Source organism: Stenotrophomonas sp. Nf1 (assembly GCF_003028475.1).
In the GTDB taxonomy this organism is placed as follows: domain Bacteria; phylum Pseudomonadota; class Gammaproteobacteria; order Xanthomonadales; family Xanthomonadaceae; genus Stenotrophomonas.
This window is the reverse complement of the sequence record NZ_PYTV01000008.1, coordinates 55,557-71,490: the sequence shown is the minus strand read 5'-3', so window position 1 is coordinate 71,490 and position 15,934 is coordinate 55,557. Positions and strand designations below refer to the sequence as shown.

Genomic DNA, 15,934 nt, shown 5'->3' with positions numbered 1-15,934 from the left:
GCGCCCATGGACACCACCGACGCCGCCGCACCGCTGCGCTGGACGCTCACCCGCAATGCGCCGCTGCAGGCACTGAACACCTTCCATGTGCAGGCCAGCGCGGCACAGCTGCTGGAACTGCACGACCCGGCGCTGTTGCCGGAGGTGCTGGCGCTGCCCGAAGTGGCTGAGGGCCCGTTGCTGGTACTGGGCAGCGGCAGCAATGTGTTGATCGCCGAGGACCTGCCCGGCACCGTGCTGGTGTTCGGCAACCGCGACATCAGCTTCCTCGAACACCGCGCCGACCATGCGGTGATCCGCGCCGGCGCCGGTGTACCGTGGCATGGCCTGGTGATGTGGTCGCTGCAGGAAGGCCTGTCCGGCCTGGAAAACCTGGCCCTGATTCCCGGCACCGCCGGTGCCGCCCCCATCCAGAACATCGGCGCCTATGGCGTGCAGGTCGGCGAGTTCATCCAGGCCGTCGAAGCCTGGGACTGCCAGCAGCAGGCCTGGGTCCGCCTGGACAACGAGCAGTGCGGCTTCGCTTACCGCGACAGCGTGTTCAAGCAGCAGATGGACCGTTACCTGATCACCGCCATCGAACTGAAGCTGCCGCTGCTGCATGACCTGCGCATGGACTACGCCGGCATCCGCGAGGAGCTGCACGCTCAGGGCGTGGAACTACCCGGCGCGGTGGACGTGGCCAATGCAGTGATCGCCATCCGCCGCCGCAAGCTGCCCGACCCTGATGTGCTGGGCAACGCCGGCAGTTTCTTCAAGAACCCGGTGCTGCCGCTGGAGCAGGTCGACGTGTTGCTGCAGCACTTCCCCGAGCTGCCGGTGTTCCCGGCCGAGCAGGAGGGCAAGCGCAAGGTCTCGGCGGCATGGATGATCGAGTCCTGCGGCTGGAAGGGCTTCCGCGAAGGCGATGCGGGCGTGGCGCCGAGCCATGCGCTGGTGCTGGTCAACCACGGTAGCGCCACCGGCGCCGAACTGCTGGAGCTGGCGCGCCGCATCTCGGCCTCGGTGCTGGAGAAATTCGGCGTACCGATCGAACCGGAGCCCCGCCTGCTCGGCGCACAGTGGTGAACAGCCCCACCCTCTCCCCCGGCGCCACCCCGATGCGGGCGGCGCTGCTGATGCTCGGCAGCACGATGGCCTTTGGCCTGATGGCGGTGGCGATCCGCTATGCCACCCGCTACGTGCCGACCCAGGAAGTGGCGTTCTTCCGCAACGCCTTCGGCCTGCTTGCGCTGCTGCCGATGCTGCTGCGGCCAGGCCGCGCGCCATTGAAGACCCAGCAGCTGCCCCGCTATTTCGTGCGCAGTGCGATCGGCCTGGCGTCGATGCTGTGTGCGTTCTGGGCGCTGGGCCACCTGCCGCTGGCACAGGCGGTCTCGCTCTCATACTCCACGCCGCTGTTCGTCACCATTGCGGCGGTACTTTGGCTGGGCGAAACCGTGCGCGTGCGCCGCTGGGCGGCGGTGGTGGTCGGCTTCATCGGCGTGCTGGTGATCGTGCGCCCTGGCACCGCCGGCTTCACCGCTGGCAGCCTGGTCGCGGTCTGCGCGGCCGTGCTCAGCTCGCTGGTAGCGATCCAGATCAAGCAGCTGACCCGCATCGACAGCGCCGACACCGTGGTGCTCTACACCTATGTGTTCTGGGTGCCGTTGTCGCTGGTCCCGGCGCTGTTCGTCTGGGTCTGGCCCACCGGTGTGGCCTGGTTGTGGCTGCTGGCCACCGGCGTGCTTGGCACCCTGGGCCAGCTGTTGTGGACGCGCGCACTGCGCCTGGGCGAGGTGTCAGCGCTGACCCCGATCAGCTTCCTGCAGCTTCCGCTGGTGACCCTGTGTGGCTGGCTGCTGTTCGATGAAACCGTCGATCGCTGGACGATCCTCGGTGCCGGCATCATCCTCGCCGCCAATGCCTATATCGCCCATCGCGAAGCTGTGCTGTCGCGGCGTGCCGCCAGCGCTGCCGCCTCGGCCGCCGCCAAACCGGCCGAATGAAAACTGCCCGCATGGACAGGCCATGGGTGCTGCATGGACAAGCCATGGGTAGAGTCGACTGTTAGTCGACTATCGCGCGCAGCGCGTGCTTTGCCTGGTCCAATCGAATCGCAGTCGACCAACGGTCGACTCTACCCGGTGCGATTCTGGCAACGGCCCGGAACCTAGCCCAGCGCGCGATACGCGCGCTCGGCGGCATCAAACACGTTGCCCGGAGCGAACTGCTCGCTGAGGAAATGCAGCGACTGCCGGCGCAGCTGGGGCGAACGATCCAGCGCGCCTGGCGCCAGCAGCACCTGCTGGAATTCGATCAGATCCTGCAGGATGCGCCAGTGGCGATACCAGGCGATCCAGCGCGGATCGCCCAGGTCGCTGCCATAGCCTTCGCCGAAACCCGCTGGGTTCTCACGGCCCCAGCGCCCTCCAACGGCGGCACCGACGAACATCAGGTCACGTTCGCGCGGTGCCAGTGACAGGCCGTCCCAATCGATCAGGTGCAGCCCGCCATCGTTGCCCATCAGCAGGTTGCCGGCGTGCAGATCGGTGTGGCACAGGTGCAGGTCCACCGCAACGCCCTGCAGTGCGCCGTACAGCTGCAGCGCGTGGGCGTGCAGCGCGGAGATGCGCGCGTGTTGCTGCTCCCATATGGAGACGAACGCGCGACTGAGCCCGTCCTGTGCCGCCGGCAGGCCATCCTCTGCCAGCCAGCGGCCCACCGTTTCCAGCGCTGCGGGCTCCAGCTGCACGCGCGGCAATGCTCCCCGCAGTTCCGCAGGCAGCTGCACCTCGTGCAGACGCCGCAGCACCTGGCCCAACCGGTTCCACTGGGCGCGGCTCAAGGGGGCCTCGAAACCGGACTGACCTTCAACATAGGGAAACAGGGTGAACTGCAGGCCCCAGCGCTGAACCGATGCGCCGCCGGTGAGTGCCGGCCAGGGCGCCACGATCTCGTCGATGCCGGAGGTGCCGCGCAACCAATGCAGGCTGTCCCACACCGTGGGATCAACCTGGTAGGTACGGCATTTCAGCCACCACTGGCCGTGCCGCGCATCGACGCGGTACACGCTGGCGCCCGCGTCGGCGCCGATCGCGCGTGGCACCACTGCGGTCGCCGTAATGCCGTAGGACTGTTGTAGAACTTCGCCGAGATGCTGCGCCGACGCGAATGACATGAATGGAAGGGGAAAGTATTACCTGCGCCCACTATCGCAGATGCCCTCGCCGAGACACAGACATGTCCGTCACAACGTCGTGCCGGGGCGCGCTGAAGGCTAGCCCGCGACGCGACGCATCAACGCTTCCAGCGGGCCACGCGCAAACCACCACGACCACAGCCACGCTGCGCCTGTCGCCAGCATCAGGAACAGCAGCGCCCACAACAGCACCGACGCCAACGAAGCCCTGCTGTCCAGCAGGCCCAGGCTTTCCAGTGTGCCCATGCCCAGCAGGATGTGGCCGACATACAGGGTCAGGGTCATGCGCCCTGCGGCGGTGAACGGTTCCATCCAGTCACCCGGGTATCGACGCGTGAGCAGCAGGCAGGTCGCGATCAGCGAACACGCCGCACCAGCGCCGGTCAGCAGGTAGGCCGGACCGGGTGGCATCGGCTGCGTTCCCAGCCACGCCTGCCAGGGCGTTGCCTGCGCCAGATGCTGCACACCGTGGCCGGCAACGATCAGCAAAAGCCCCAGCATCAGCACTGCCCGCTGCACCCGGGGTAGCGACAGCGGCAGGCGCGCCAACAGCATCCCCAGCAGGAAGAAGCACAGCCACGGCAGCACTGGGTGGAAACCGTTGAACAGCAGGTTGCGCACCGCGCCAGGCCATTGCCAGAGGCCCGCGTACTCCAGTGTCTGCCAGTTCCAGCCTTGACTGTAATCCCAGCGCAGCAGCGCCCAGAACGAGCACGCCGCCAGGCCGACGATGCTGGCCAGCAACACCTTCGGCGACGCGCGCAGCCACAGCACTGCAAGCGCGAAGTACACCGCGTAATAGTGCAGGATGTCGGCCGGAAACAGGGTCAGGTTGAGCAGGCCCAGCACCAGCAGGGCCATCGCGCGCCGCCAGGTCTGCAGCGTTGCCGGCCCCCATTGCTGGCGCTGCGTGGCCAGTACCAGGCCCAACCCCGCCAGCGTGACGAACGTCGCCGATGCCTTGCCCTCGAGCAGATGGAAGAAGCTGGCCAGCCAGCCGTCACCTTCCGAAGGCACGGCCATCGCCAGCCGGAAGTTGACCAGCACCATGCCGGCCAGGGCCAGGTAGCGCGCGAGATCCAGGCCATGCATGCGCCGGTCGACGGCACTCACCCGTGTGCGCCCAGCAGTGCCAGCAGCTGGCCGGGATCAAGCGCGACTTCCTGCACATCCCCCGCCTGGAAAAGGCCCCGGCGCAGCGCATCGCTCTCGATGGCGTCCAGCATGACCTGCGCCTGCAGCGCCGGTGCCAGTGCAGGTCGCCGGCGTTCGCGCTTCGCCAGGCGCAGCAATGCATCTGCCAGCGCCTGCTGCACCTGCCGTCGATTGGCGTTGAAGGCGGCGGCTACTTCCGGGGTCCGCGCACATTCGGCGAGGATCTGGACGGCAAGCGTGGCCCATTCCGGCTGCCGGCACAGCGCGTGGAACGCCTGCAGGAACGCGAGCACCTGCGTACGTTCACCGTCTGCTGCAGTCAACCGCGCCAGCAGTGGCGCCAGTTCCTCGCTCTCGGCCACTGCCACCGCAAGGATGATCGCCTCCTTGCCCGGGAAGTGGTTGTAGAGATTGCCCAGGCTGACCCCGGCTGCCTGTGCGATGTCGCGCATGCTGGTCTGATGGAAGCCTTTGGCCAGGAAGCACTGCAGGGCCGCCTGCAGGATCTGCGCGATGCGTTGCTGATTGCGGTCGATGCGGTTCATGGCCCCAACAATGAACGAACGTTCGTTCTATTGTAAGCACCCATCTATCCTCAGCCGGGATTCGTTCAGCCAGCCCTGACCTCAACGAAGATTCAACTCCGCCCATCGCCCCCGCGCGATCAGCGCTTCGGCAGCAGAGCGATGACCCGCCGCAGTCCGGCCTCAACCCAGCTGCGAAGGCTGCCCTTGCCGGTGAGCCCCCATTGGATCACCAGGCCATGCCAGTGCGCTTCCACCGTCGACGCAGCTGCGTCGGCATCGATGAACCCCATCGCCTGCAGCTGCTTCGCAATGCCGGCCCGCATGTCAAGCACATGTGTATTGGCCAACAGGGCCCGGCGCCCGCCAGCCGCACGCAGGTCTTCCATAAGCAGCGCCATATGACCGGCGAGACGTTGACGCGTTTCCATGCCGCGGGTCTGCCCACCCAGCCAGCTCACCAGCGATTCCACCGTCGCTGCTGCAGGTGCCGGTACCGAGGCGGCCAGGCGCTCGCTGGAACGGCGGATCGCCCTTTCCAGCAATGCGGCGCGGCTGCCAAAACGCTGAAGCAGCGTCGCCGCCGACAGCCCCGCGCGCGCGCCGAGCGCGGCAAGGGTAAAGCCCTGCGGGCCGGCGTCCACCAACAGGTCCACGGCCAGGTCGACCACGCGTTCGTCGGAAATGGATTTGGTCCGTGCCATTGGCATAATATAAATGAATATTCGTTTATATATAACCTGACAATGACTCAGCTTCGATCACGCATCCGCGCCTATCTGGGAAGTTCTTTGGATGGCTACATTGCTGGACCGGACAACGATCTGGACTGGCTCAGCGCAGACCACGCATGCCAAGGTGATCTGCCCGCGTCACCGGACTATCTGGATTACCCACGCTTCATCGCCGACATCGGTTGCCTGCTGATGGGGCGCACCACCTACGACGTGGTGGCCGCCATGCCGGAGTGGCCGTACCGTGACCTTCCAGTGCTCGTCGCCAGCCATCGCGCACTGCATGACGCCCCTGCCAACGTGCAGGTTGCACAGGGCAGCATCGGCAATCTGGTCGAACGGGCAGGCGCCCTCGCCGCTGGCAAGGACGTCTATGTCGATGGTGGCGCGATGGTCCGCCAAGTGGTGCAGGCACAACTGCTGGACGAACTGGTTTTGACATGGCTGCCCGTGCTGCTCGGCGGCGGTGTACGCCTGTTCGACCTACTACCCGAGCCCGTGGCTCTGCAGTTCACTTCGGCAGCGTCGGCCGGCAACGGTCTTCTGCAGGTCAGCGCCCGCCTGTTGCCTCAGAAGAACTCGTCGAGCAATCGATAGAACGCCAACCGTCGCTCATCGGCGATCACGCCATAGCGCTGGAACAGCGGTGCCACCCAGCGGGTGTCATCGAAATTGTGCACAAGGCTGCGCGCCGCCAATGCCAGGTCCTGGTAGCGGTCGGCGACGCCCAGCCGCCCGCAGTCGATGAAACCGCTGAAGCGGCCATCGGCCACCATCAGATTGGGCAGGCAGGCATCGCCGTGGCTCACCACCAGGTCCTCGTGCTCCGGCCGGGTGGCATCAAGCGCGGCGAACACCTGCTGCGCGCTCTGCCCCAGACGTTCGTCATCGAAGTCGTCGGCGTCGACCAGACCCGCCTTGACGCGCGCCTGTGCGGCTTGAAGGCGCGAGGCCAACCGCTGGTCGAACGGACACGCCGCCACCGGTAAGGCATGCAGGCCGCGCAACGCGTCGGCCAGCACAGCTACCACCTGCTGCGGCGGCAGGTCCGGTGAAGAAGCCAGATCACGACCCGGCAGCGCACTCATCAGCAACCAGCGTCGACCGGCTTCCTCTGCGGTGGCAATCACCGTCGGCGCAGGCTGGCCCTGAGCCTGCAGCCAACGCAGGCGCGCGATCTCGTCACCCAGTTCACTGAAGGCATCGATCACTTCCGACTTCAGGAAAGCGTCGGCCTGTCCGGGCCGATATACGCGGGCAACATCCGCACGCGAGACACCAATCGACTGCCGTTCGATGCGGGCGCCGGCCAGCATTTCCCGCCACGCCTGCGGCAGCGGAATATCGCCAGCGGTGGGTTCGGGTTCGTCCATGCACATGCGAAGGTCCGGCGTCGGTCGGTGACGTTGGCAATTGTCGCGTACTTCCGGCAGGCACGTCGCCGCGCTGAACCGGATCCGTACGCCAGCGCGCGCGGCGATGGACGAATCGCTGCATGCCGTCCACAGTAGCCGGCGCCGCGACGATCGCTGCACCTCCCGAATACAAGGAAGCAACATGAAGTTGATGGTCATCGGCGCCAGCAGGGGCCTCGGTCGGGCGTTCGTGGAAGGCCTGTGCAGCCCCGGCGATACGGTCATCGGCGTTTCCCGCAGCCGCCCGCGCGACCTGCAATGCCCGGATGGAATCACCCTGCAATGGATCGAGGCCGACCTGGCCCAACCCTCCACTGCCGCCGACCACATTGCCGCGCAGGCACCGGCCGATCTGGACGTGCTGATTCACAACCTGGGCATCTGGGAAGAGAAGGCTTTCAGCGACGAGTACGCCTTCCTCGATGAAAGCGATGCGGCGCTCACGCAGCTGGTCGACGTCAACATCACCGCCACGCTGGTGCTGCTGCAGCGCCTGTTGCCGCGCGTACTGAACGCGCCGCGACCGCAGCTGGTGCTGACCGGCTCGACCTCGGCATTGCCGCGCAGTGGCCGTCCGGAAGTAGCCTTCGGCGCTTCGAAATTCGCACTCAACGGCATCGCCGACGCATTGCGCGAAGGCTTCCGTGATCGACGCCTGGCGGTAACCAGCCTGCAGCTGGGTTATCTCAATACCGACGATGCGCTGTCGGTACCGGTGGCCGACGCGGCGGCACGTGGCCAAGGTGAACTGGTACCGGTGCACGACGTGGTGGCCATGGTGCGTGCACTGCTGCAGCTGTCGCCGTCCGGCTTCGTACGCGAACTGGTGCTGCCGGCCATCGCCGACCCTCGCTACTGACCCCGGCAGCCAGCGCCGCGCGGCCTCAGTGGCCGCGCGCGCGGCCGTGGTTTACCCTGCTCCTCACTGGCCGTCGGTCACAGGCGGGAACCTGCTATGGATGCGCTTTCACGGGTTGCGGCCCAGGTCCTGGACAGCGCCCTGCCCAGCCTGCCGCTGTACCTGCTGCAGGCCACCGCGGTGATCGGCATGATCGGCGTGCTGCTGATCGCCACCCGCCGTGCCGGCCATGCCATCGAAGGCCGCCGGCTGTACGTGGGCGTGGCGCTGGGCCTGATCTACCTGTTCAATTCCTGGTTTGTGGCCCGCTATACCCAGGGGGTGGTCAAGCTCCACCTCGGCTTCGATATCCTGCTGATCAGTGGTCTGCTCGGCGGCTGGCGCGGCGGACTGGCCTGTCTCGCCGGCAGTCTGATGGCGCGCTACCAGTTTTCGGGTACGCAGTTCTTCCTGCCTGCCAGCCTCGAATCCACCCTGCAGATGCTGGCTGGCATCTGGCTGCGTCGTCGCCTGCACCCGCGCATGCTGGGCGAACTCTCGCTGCGCATTCTCCTGCAGGCGTGGGGGGTGCGCATCGGGGTCACCGCCCTTGGCCTGGCGCTGGGCGTGGCGATCATCGGTGCCGCCCACCTGCCGGTGGAAGAACTGGCGATCCAGCGTTTGCTGGCGTTGCCGCTTTCGCTGCTGATGCTCGGCGCGGTGTTCGCGCTGGTCTACAACGACGCGCAGATCGATGCGCAGCGTCAGCGCGAGCAGGCCTGGCTGCGTGTTGATCCGATCAGCGGGCTGCCGAACATGCGTGCACTGGGCGAACGCCTGCAGCAGATCTGGCGCGACAACGACGGCCTCGGCAAGGCCTGCCTGATCGTGGCCGAGATGGGCAACCTGCGCGACCTGCGCCTTCGCTATGGGCCCTTGCAGGACAGCGGACTGTGGCGACGCGACAGCAGCGACGACGTGCGCCGGCTGCTGCCGCCGCTGCCCGCAGAGCGGGTGGAGATCTACCAGTTTGGCGACGCCGCGCTGGCGATCCTGATCCATGACCTGTCGCTGCCCGAACTGCGCGTGCAGCCGCAGATCGCCGAACTGGCCTCCAACCTGGCCGACCGCGTTGCGCAGGACTGGCCGGGCTTCCGGCCGCTGTTCCGTTGCGCGGTGGTGGAACTGAAGCCCCCAGGCGATGCCGACGATGGCCACCTGCCGTTCCGTGCGATCACCCTGGCGCTGAGTGCGATCGAATCAGGCGTGGTGTTCTTTGATGATCCGATCCAGCGCGACAGCGAGATCGACGCCCTGATCGAGAGCGCGCTCGATCATTGGCTGCAGCAGGGCGACGCCCCGCTGTGCTACCAGCCCAAGCATCGCCTGCACGATCGGCAGCTGGTGGGTGCCGAGGCGCTGCTGCGCATGCGCGATGGTGAAGGGCGTGCCATCGCACCGATGCGGGTGATCGCGCTGGTGCGCCGGCACGGCCGGCTGGCGGACCTGGAGTGGGCCACGCTGCGTTCGGCGGTGCGTTTCCTGCAGCACAGCCAGCAGGACGTCGCCGCGCTGACCATCGCCGTCAACGTCTCGGCCGAGTCACTGCGCCTGCCCGACTTCGGCCTGCGCCTGCAGGAGCTGCTGCAGCTGCATGACGTGGCCGGTGCGATGCTGCGCCTGGAGATCGTGGAGTGGACGGAGATCGTCGAGCGCGACGTCGTCGACGCCAACATCGCCCAGTTGCTCGCCGCAGGCGTGACGCTGTCGCTGGATGATTTCGGTGCCGGCTACTCCACGCTCATCCTGCTTTCGCAGCTGGCCATCGCCGAGGTCAAGATCGAGCAGTCGCTGATCGCCACACTGGCCGATGCGAAATCGCAGTCCATTGTCCGCTTCATCGTCGAGGTCGCCCATCGCTGCGGCGCGATCGTGGTGGCCGAGGGTACCGAAACGCTGGCGCAGGAACAGCAACTGCGTGCATTGGGGGTGGATGTCGGACAGGGCTACCTGTACTCGGCGGCGCTGCCGGCCGCAGAGTTCCGCCAGCTTGCGGCACGCTAGCCTGCAGGGTTCAGAGCGCGTAGAAGCCCAGGAACATCGCCACCGCCGACTCGGCCACGCGCCTGCGTTCGGCCGCACTCAACGGCGCCTGCCCCATCGTCACCTGCGGCCAGAACGCAAAACTCTTCACCAGCCCGTGCAGCTGGTGGCCGGCAAACTCCGGATCGACCGCGCGCAGCCGGCCATCGGCGATCGCCGCGCGGATCCAGGCACTCTCGCCGCTCTCCTTCTCGCCCATGCGGCAGACGATGGCCTGCGCGCGTTCGGGGGAATGGATGATCTCGGCCATTGCCACCCGCGCCAGGTCGATGAAGTTGGCGTCGCTGAGCAGCTCCAGCTTCTGGCCAAGCAGTTGCAGCAGCTGCGCCTCCAATGGCTGGTCGGCGCGGTACGGCAGCGTGTCGCTGGCCACGCTGCGCTCCCACAGCTCCTCCAGGATCATCGAGAACAGCGCTTCCTTGCTCGGGAAGTGGTTGTAGACGGTGCGCTTGGACACCCCCGCCACTTCGGCAATGCGGTCCATGCTGGTGGCCTCGTAGCCGGCTGCGCGGAACTCCTCGACCGCAGCGCGCACGATGGCCTCGCGTTTGCGGTCGGTCAGGCGTTGCGGGGCACGGGGCATGGCGGAGCACCAGGAATCTGAACGGATGCGTACATTTTACACCCAGCAGTGTACTTTTGAGAAACAGGAAACTACACTGTGCAGTGTACTCAGCGGACGTCACCCATGAAGCGCCTGCTCCTTGTCCTCCTGCTTGGAACCCTTGCCGTGACCGCCTACACCTTCTGCAAGTCCTGGTCCCTCCCCGACTTCCCGGCCTCGCCGCAGTACCGCGACGGCAAGTTCCGCAACGCCCTGCCGAAGCCGGCGATGGGCCTGCGCGACGGCCTGGAGATCTGGTGGACGTTCCTGTTCAACAAGCCCAAGGGCACCGTGCCCGCCCACCCCATTCCGGTGCAGCCGCTGGACCGCGCCACGCTGGATGCCGCGCCCGACCGCAGCCTGTTCCGCATCGGCCATTCCACGATCCTGCTGAAGCTGCGCGGCCAGTACTGGCTGACCGACCCGGTGTTCTCCGAGCGCGCCTCGCCGGTGCAGTGGATGGGTCCGGCGCGCTTCCACGCCCCGCCGATCAGCATCGATGAACTGCCGCCGATCGCCGGCGTCATTCTCTCGCACAACCATTACGACCACCTCGACCACGCGGCGGTGATGCAGCTGGATCGCAAGACCGCGCGCTTCATCGCCCCGCTCGGCGTGGGTGACCAGTTGATCGCCTGGGGCATCGACGCGGGCAAGGTGGAACAACTGGACTGGTGGCAATCGACCGAGGCCAGCGGCCTGCGCCTGACCGCGACGCCAGGCCAGCACTTCTCCGGCCGCGGGCTGGGCGACAGCGACCGCAGCCTGTGGGCGTCGTGGGTAATCCAGGATGACGACTTCCGCATCTTCTTCAGCGGCGACACCGGCTACTTCGACGGCTTCAAGGCCATCGGTGAGAAGTACGGCCCGTTCGATCTGACCATGATCGAAACCGGTGCCTACGACCCGCGCTGGGCCTTCGTGCACATGCAGCCCGAGCAGACCCTGCAGGCGCATCTGGACCTGCGCGGCAAGTGGCTGTTGCCAATCCACAACGGCACCTTCGATCTGGCCCTGCACGAATGGCAGCAGCCGTTCGAGCGCATCACCGCGCTGGCCGCCGCCAGCAACGTGCCGGTAGCGACGCCGATGATGGGTGAGGCCCTGGACATGCAGGCGCCGCGGGCCGGTAGACGCTGGTGGGAAAAGGTGCAGCTGTAACGCAGCCCGCTGCGGGTGGGTGCCGGTCCTGCCTGGCACTATGCCTTGGGCTGCAGCCTGCGCCCTTCGCGGGCCAGATTCAGCTGCAATGCAACGGCGGCCAGCTCGGCCAGTTCCGAGCTGACCTTGCCGCTTCCACGCGCCTGCAACCAGCCGAGGATGTCGGCCAGGTGCCAGATTGACGTACTACCTTCGTGCACTGGCGAGGGAAACGACTGCGGGTGGGCCAGCATGAGCTGGCGCATGTTCTGCCGCGACATCCCCAGCAGGTCGGCCACATCGGTCAACCCCACCAGATCAGGGCTTACTTCAACCAGTTCGGCGCCCGGCACCGCCTGCTGCACGTCCTCCAGCGCCGACTGCAGCGCTTGATCGGCACGCGGGGCCTCACGGCAGAACGCCAGCGCCATCCTGCCCGGACGCCCGATGCCCAACAGCGCATCGTCGCAACCCGATGCCGCCAGGCGCTGCTCCAGGATATCGGTATCGTCGTACACGTCCGGCACGCGGTACTTCAGGGTGAAATTGAATTCCATCATTACCCACCTCGTTTCGGCTTCGACCGCTACTCATTGCTCGCGGCTGCAGTTCTCGACAACGCGACGCAGCGCCCGGGCGTGATTACGTCCACTACGTGGCGTGCTCCAGATGCTCACAACGCAGAACTCTCCGCACCGGCATTCGCTGTCGTTGTACGGGCAGTACATCCGGCCCCAGGCATGGCTCCCGCCGACGCGCAACCTCCAGCCCCGCGTCTCGGCAAAACGCAACGCGGCTTCTATGTCCTTGTCAGGGTGACGCACTCGAGACATCCGCTGTTCTCCGAAGTCTGTACCTGTTCGGGCGCATTGTCAAATGACAACCACCCCGAGCTCCGTGGCGTGCATCGAACCTAGCCGATCGTGCGGACACGTCCAGAGCCATACCCGTCTGCCGGCCGGCCCGGCTCGTGCCCGCAACGGCACCGACGATATTGCAGCGCGTCATGTAAACGATTACACCCCTTGCTAGCGTTGTGCTCGCCAGATTCCGGCCGAACCTGCGAGGCTGTCCGTAATGACGTTGCGCGCTGAACGTTCCAGGCTCACTCCCCTCTCCCCTCCGATGCGGCCTGCTGCGGCCCTGCTGCTCACCGCCCTGGCCGCCGCCGCACACGCACAGACCCTTCCCCCGCGCAGCCAGTGGCTGGCCAGCAGTTCCTCGCAGCAGGTGCCGGCCATGGCGATCAGCCACCTGATCGATGGCGATGCGAAAACCGTCACCGGCGGCGCCTTCAGTCCCGGCCACTGGTTCCAGATCGATCTGGGCGCACCGACAGAGCTGGCCGGCGCCCGCCTCACCTGGGATGTCTCCAACCCGGAAGGCTATTCACTGCAGACCTCGCTGGACGGCACGCAGTGGCAGACCGCCTACACCATGGCCGATTCGCTGGGGGATGTGGAAACGCTGTACTTCGCACCACGCCAGGCGCGCTACCTGCGGCTGGCCAGCCCCCAGCGCACCTCCGACTGGGGGGTATCGATCTTCGAAATGGAGCCGTTGGACAGCACGCTCAGCGCCCGTGTGAGGGGCCTGGATGCAGCGCAGGCGGCCTCGCTCTGGCAAGGCGGGAGCGCTGTCGCGATTCCGCGCGCAGAAGGCGGTGCCCATACGCTTGAGCTCACCCTGCCCCGGGCCCAGCCGACCGCCGGCCTGGTGGTGGACTGGGCCAACGGCGCGCGTGGCGCGGCCCACCTGCAGGCGCAGGATGCACAGGGCCGATGGCACGCGCTGGCACACGATGCACAGGCGGCCACTCATCGACAGAGCTGGCTCGCCGCCGATAGCGCGCAGCCGCTGCGTGCGTTCCGCCTGAGTGTGGACGGCAGCGCCCCACAGATCGCGCGCCTGCGTCTGCTCGGGCCGAAGGCGGTGATGACGCCGATGAAGCGCTACCAGATTGCCGCCAGCGGCGCGCAGCGCACGCTGTTTCCCGCATCGCTGCAGATGCAGCAGACCTACTGGACAGCGGTAGGCGTGCATGCCGGGCGACAGAAGTCGATCTTCGACGAGTACGGCAACCTGGAAGCGTTCAAGGGCGCCCCCCTGGTGCAGCCGATCTGGCGCGACGCTGGCGGCCACAGCGCAGGTGCCGCCGAACAGCCCGTGCAGCATGCGCTGCGCGATGGCTGGAAGCCGATGCCCTCGGCCTCCTGGTCACCGCAGCCAGGCCTGGAGCTGCGCAGCGAGGCCTTCGCCATCGAACGCGCTGGCCAGCCGGTCACCTTCCTGCGCCACCGTCTGCACAACACCGGCCGCACCAAGGTGGAAGGCACACTCAGCCTGGTCGTGCGCCCGATGCAGATGAACCCACCGTGGCAGAACGGCGGGCTGTCGCCTATCCGCGAGGTGGTCATCAACGGACAGGCCGTGCACATCAACGGGCGCACGCTGCTGCAGTCACTCACGCCGGTGGCTGCGTCCGGTGCAGCGCCATTCGGCAAGGACGGTGCAACGGAAATCACCGCGGGCATTGCCGCCGGACAACTGCCTTCCGCACAGCAGGCGCGCGACGACCAGGGTCTTGCATCAGCGGCGCTGGACTATCCCATCTCGCTGGCGCCGGGTGCCAGCCAATCGGTCGTGGTGGCCTTCCCGCTGGGCACCGCTGCGGCCGATGCCAACGGCAGCTTGCCCGAAGCGCCACCGCTCGATCTGGCCTCGCTGCCAGACGACGCCAACAGTGCCTTCGACACACTGGCCACGCAGGCCTCGGCGGACTGGCAGGCACGACTCGGCCAGGTTGGCCTGCGCCTGCCCGACCCGTCCCTAGTCGACATGCTGCGCGCGCAGGCCGCCTACATGCTGATCAACCAGACCGGCCCTGCCATGCAGCCGGGGCCGCGCAACTACAACCGTTCCTTCATCCGTGATGGCATGGCCACCTCGGCGGTGCTGCTGCGCATGGGCGAGGCGAAGGTCGCGCGCGACTACCTGGCCTGGTACAGCGAGCACGGCGTGCACGCCAACGGCCTGGTCTCACCGATCCTCAACGACGATGGCAGCGTCAACACCGGCTTCGGCTCGGACATCGAGTACGACAGCCAAGGCCAGTACGTCGCGCTGGTGGCCGATGTGGCGCGCCTCGATGGCGGGCCCGAATCGGTACGCGCGTACCTGCCGAGGGTGAAAGCGGCCCTGCGCTTCCTGCAGGAACTGCGCGAGCGCACGCTGGTGCCGGGCTACAAGGCCGACCAGCCTGCACCGGAGCGCTTTGCCGGCATTCTCGCACCGTCGATCAGCCACGAAGGCTACCCCTCGCCCACGCACAGCTACTGGGATGACTACTGGGGCCTGAAGGGCTGGCACGACGGCGCGTGGCTGGCCGAGTCACTGGGCGACCGCGAGACTGCGGCGTGGGCGCGCGAACAGTACAAGGCGTTGTACGACGCGCTGCATGCTTCGATCCGGGCGACGATGGCGTGGAAGGGCATCGACTTCATCCCCTCCTCTGCCGATCTGGGCGATGGTGACCCTACCGGGGTATCGATCGCGCTGGACCCGACCGGGGCACAGAGCGTGCTGCCTGCCGAGGCGTTGAAGACCACCTTCGCCCGTTACCTGGAGGACGTGCGCAAGCGCGGCCAGCCTGGCGCGTTGTACGCGTACACACCGTACGAGATCCGCAACGTGCTGAGCTATGTGCACCTCGGTCAACCACAGGTGGCCGATGAACTGCTGCAGGGCCTGCTGCACGATCGGCGCCCGCTGCAATGGCAGGTGCTTGCCGAGGTCGTGCATTCGCGGCTGCGCTTCCCGCGCTACCTGGGTGACATGCCGCACACCTGGATCGGTGCCGAGTACGGCCGCACGCTGTTCGGCATGCTGATGCGCGAAGACGATGACGCGCTGTCATTGCTGCCGGGCACGCCGCCGTCCTGGGTGGCCGGCGACGGGCTGGCGGTGGAGCGCCTGCCGACCGCGTATGGCACGTTGCAGATGCAGGCACGGCAGCGCGATGGCACGCTGACGGTCACGCTGGGCGAGGGGCTGCGCAGCGGGTCTGCGGTGAAGGTCTGGTGGCCTGATCGCACGGCACCGAAGACAGTACGCGTGGACGGTCGAGCGGTCAGCACCTTCGATGCCGAGGGTGTGCGGCTGGCGAAGCCGTTCAAGACGCTGGAGGCGCGTTGGTAGAGTCGAGTTTGCTCGACTGCTCTTCGCCAAACATCACGCCCGT

15 protein-coding genes are annotated in these 15,934 nt (G+C 66.9%); 7 read left to right on the top strand and 8 right to left on the bottom strand.

What is annotated here, in order from left to right:
* The first annotated feature begins 6 nt into the window (after positions 1 to 6).
* Both murB and C9412_RS14945 read left to right on the top strand, forming a co-directional pair.
* Positions 7 to 1,068 (top strand): UDP-N-acetylmuramate dehydrogenase, encoded by a 1,062-nt coding sequence (murB, locus tag C9412_RS14950; RefSeq protein WP_107232492.1) that lies wholly within the window; start codon positions 7 to 9, stop codon positions 1,066 to 1,068.
* A gap of 32 nt (positions 1,069 to 1,100) precedes the next feature.
* Positions 1,101 to 1,988, top strand: coding sequence for a DMT family transporter (locus C9412_RS14945; protein ID WP_107232360.1), 888 nt, complete (start codon positions 1,101 to 1,103; stop codon positions 1,986 to 1,988).
* Between the two features lie 164 nt (positions 1,989 to 2,152).
* On the opposite strand, the gene C9412_RS14940 is transcribed toward C9412_RS14945, so the two are convergent.
* The 4 genes from C9412_RS14940 to C9412_RS14925 all read right to left on the bottom strand — a co-directional run bounded on the left by C9412_RS14940 (position 2,153) and on the right by C9412_RS14925 (position 5,531).
* Positions 2,153 to 3,160 carry an aminoglycoside phosphotransferase family protein gene (locus C9412_RS14940; RefSeq protein ID WP_107232359.1) on the bottom strand — a complete coding sequence of 336 codons (1,008 nt, stop codon included), beginning with the start codon at positions 3,158 to 3,160 and terminating at the stop codon, positions 2,153 to 2,155.
* Positions 3,161 to 3,259: 99 nt separating this feature from the next.
* On the bottom strand, positions 3,260 to 4,294 hold the full coding sequence (locus tag C9412_RS14935) for a heparan-alpha-glucosaminide N-acetyltransferase domain-containing protein (RefSeq protein WP_107232358.1): 1,035 nt from the start codon (positions 4,292 to 4,294) through the stop codon (positions 3,260 to 3,262).
* Positions 4,291 to 4,881 carry a TetR/AcrR family transcriptional regulator gene (locus C9412_RS14930; RefSeq protein WP_107232357.1) on the bottom strand — a complete coding sequence of 197 codons (591 nt, stop codon included), beginning with the start codon at positions 4,879 to 4,881 and terminating at the stop codon, positions 4,291 to 4,293. Before C9412_RS14930 ends, C9412_RS14935 begins: the two co-directional genes overlap by 4 nt.
* A 119-nt stretch (positions 4,882 to 5,000) precedes the next feature.
* The gene (locus tag C9412_RS14925) at positions 5,001 to 5,531 is read right to left on the bottom strand and encodes a TetR/AcrR family transcriptional regulator (protein WP_181358682.1); all 531 of its coding nucleotides are present in this window, start codon (positions 5,529 to 5,531) and stop codon (positions 5,001 to 5,003) included.
* A 75-nt stretch (positions 5,532 to 5,606) separates the two neighbouring features.
* Between C9412_RS14925 and C9412_RS14920 the strand changes: the two genes are divergently transcribed.
* Positions 5,607 to 6,191: a dihydrofolate reductase family protein gene (locus C9412_RS14920; protein ID WP_107232355.1), complete on the top strand. Its 585-nt coding sequence runs from the start codon at positions 5,607 to 5,609 to the stop codon at positions 6,189 to 6,191.
* On the opposite strand, the gene C9412_RS14915 is transcribed toward C9412_RS14920, so the two are convergent.
* Positions 6,164 to 6,967, bottom strand: coding sequence for an APH(3')-II family aminoglycoside O-phosphotransferase (locus tag C9412_RS14915; RefSeq protein ID WP_107232491.1), 804 nt, complete (start codon positions 6,965 to 6,967; stop codon positions 6,164 to 6,166). The two genes, C9412_RS14920 and C9412_RS14915, sit on opposite strands and share 28 nt — an antisense overlap.
* A 184-nt stretch (positions 6,968 to 7,151) precedes the next feature.
* Between C9412_RS14915 and C9412_RS14910 the strand changes: the two genes are divergently transcribed.
* Positions 7,152 to 7,868: an SDR family NAD(P)-dependent oxidoreductase gene (locus tag C9412_RS14910; RefSeq protein WP_107232354.1), complete on the top strand. Its 717-nt coding sequence runs from the start codon at positions 7,152 to 7,154 to the stop codon at positions 7,866 to 7,868.
* Between the two features lie 96 nt (positions 7,869 to 7,964).
* On the top strand, positions 7,965 to 9,911 hold the full coding sequence (locus C9412_RS14905; RefSeq protein WP_107232353.1) for an EAL domain-containing protein: 1,947 nt from the start codon (positions 7,965 to 7,967) through the stop codon (positions 9,909 to 9,911).
* A gap of 10 nt (positions 9,912 to 9,921) precedes the next feature.
* Here C9412_RS14905 and C9412_RS14900 read toward each other — a convergent pair whose 3' ends face one another.
* On the bottom strand, positions 9,922 to 10,533 hold the full coding sequence (locus C9412_RS14900; RefSeq protein WP_107232352.1) for a TetR/AcrR family transcriptional regulator: 612 nt from the start codon (positions 10,531 to 10,533) through the stop codon (positions 9,922 to 9,924).
* Between the two features lie 105 nt (positions 10,534 to 10,638).
* On the opposite strand from C9412_RS14900, the gene C9412_RS14895 reads away from it, so the two are divergent.
* Positions 10,639 to 11,715: an MBL fold metallo-hydrolase gene (locus C9412_RS14895; protein ID WP_107232351.1), complete on the top strand. Its 1,077-nt coding sequence runs from the start codon at positions 10,639 to 10,641 to the stop codon at positions 11,713 to 11,715.
* 38 nt (positions 11,716 to 11,753) lie between these two features.
* On the opposite strand, the gene C9412_RS14890 is transcribed toward C9412_RS14895, so the two are convergent.
* Positions 11,754 to 12,251, bottom strand: a complete 498-nt coding sequence (locus tag C9412_RS14890; protein WP_107232490.1) for a DNA-binding protein — start codon at positions 12,249 to 12,251, stop codon at positions 11,754 to 11,756.
* Positions 12,252 to 12,284: 33 nt separating this feature from the next.
* On the bottom strand, positions 12,285 to 12,527 hold the full coding sequence (locus tag C9412_RS20940; protein WP_107232350.1) for a hypothetical protein: 243 nt from the start codon (positions 12,525 to 12,527) through the stop codon (positions 12,285 to 12,287).
* 244 nt (positions 12,528 to 12,771) lie between these two features.
* Between C9412_RS20940 and C9412_RS14880 the strand changes: the two genes are divergently transcribed.
* Positions 12,772 to 15,891, top strand: a complete 3,120-nt coding sequence (locus tag C9412_RS14880; RefSeq protein ID WP_107232349.1) for a discoidin domain-containing protein — start codon at positions 12,772 to 12,774, stop codon at positions 15,889 to 15,891.
* Positions 15,892 to 15,934: the final 43 nt, after the last annotated feature.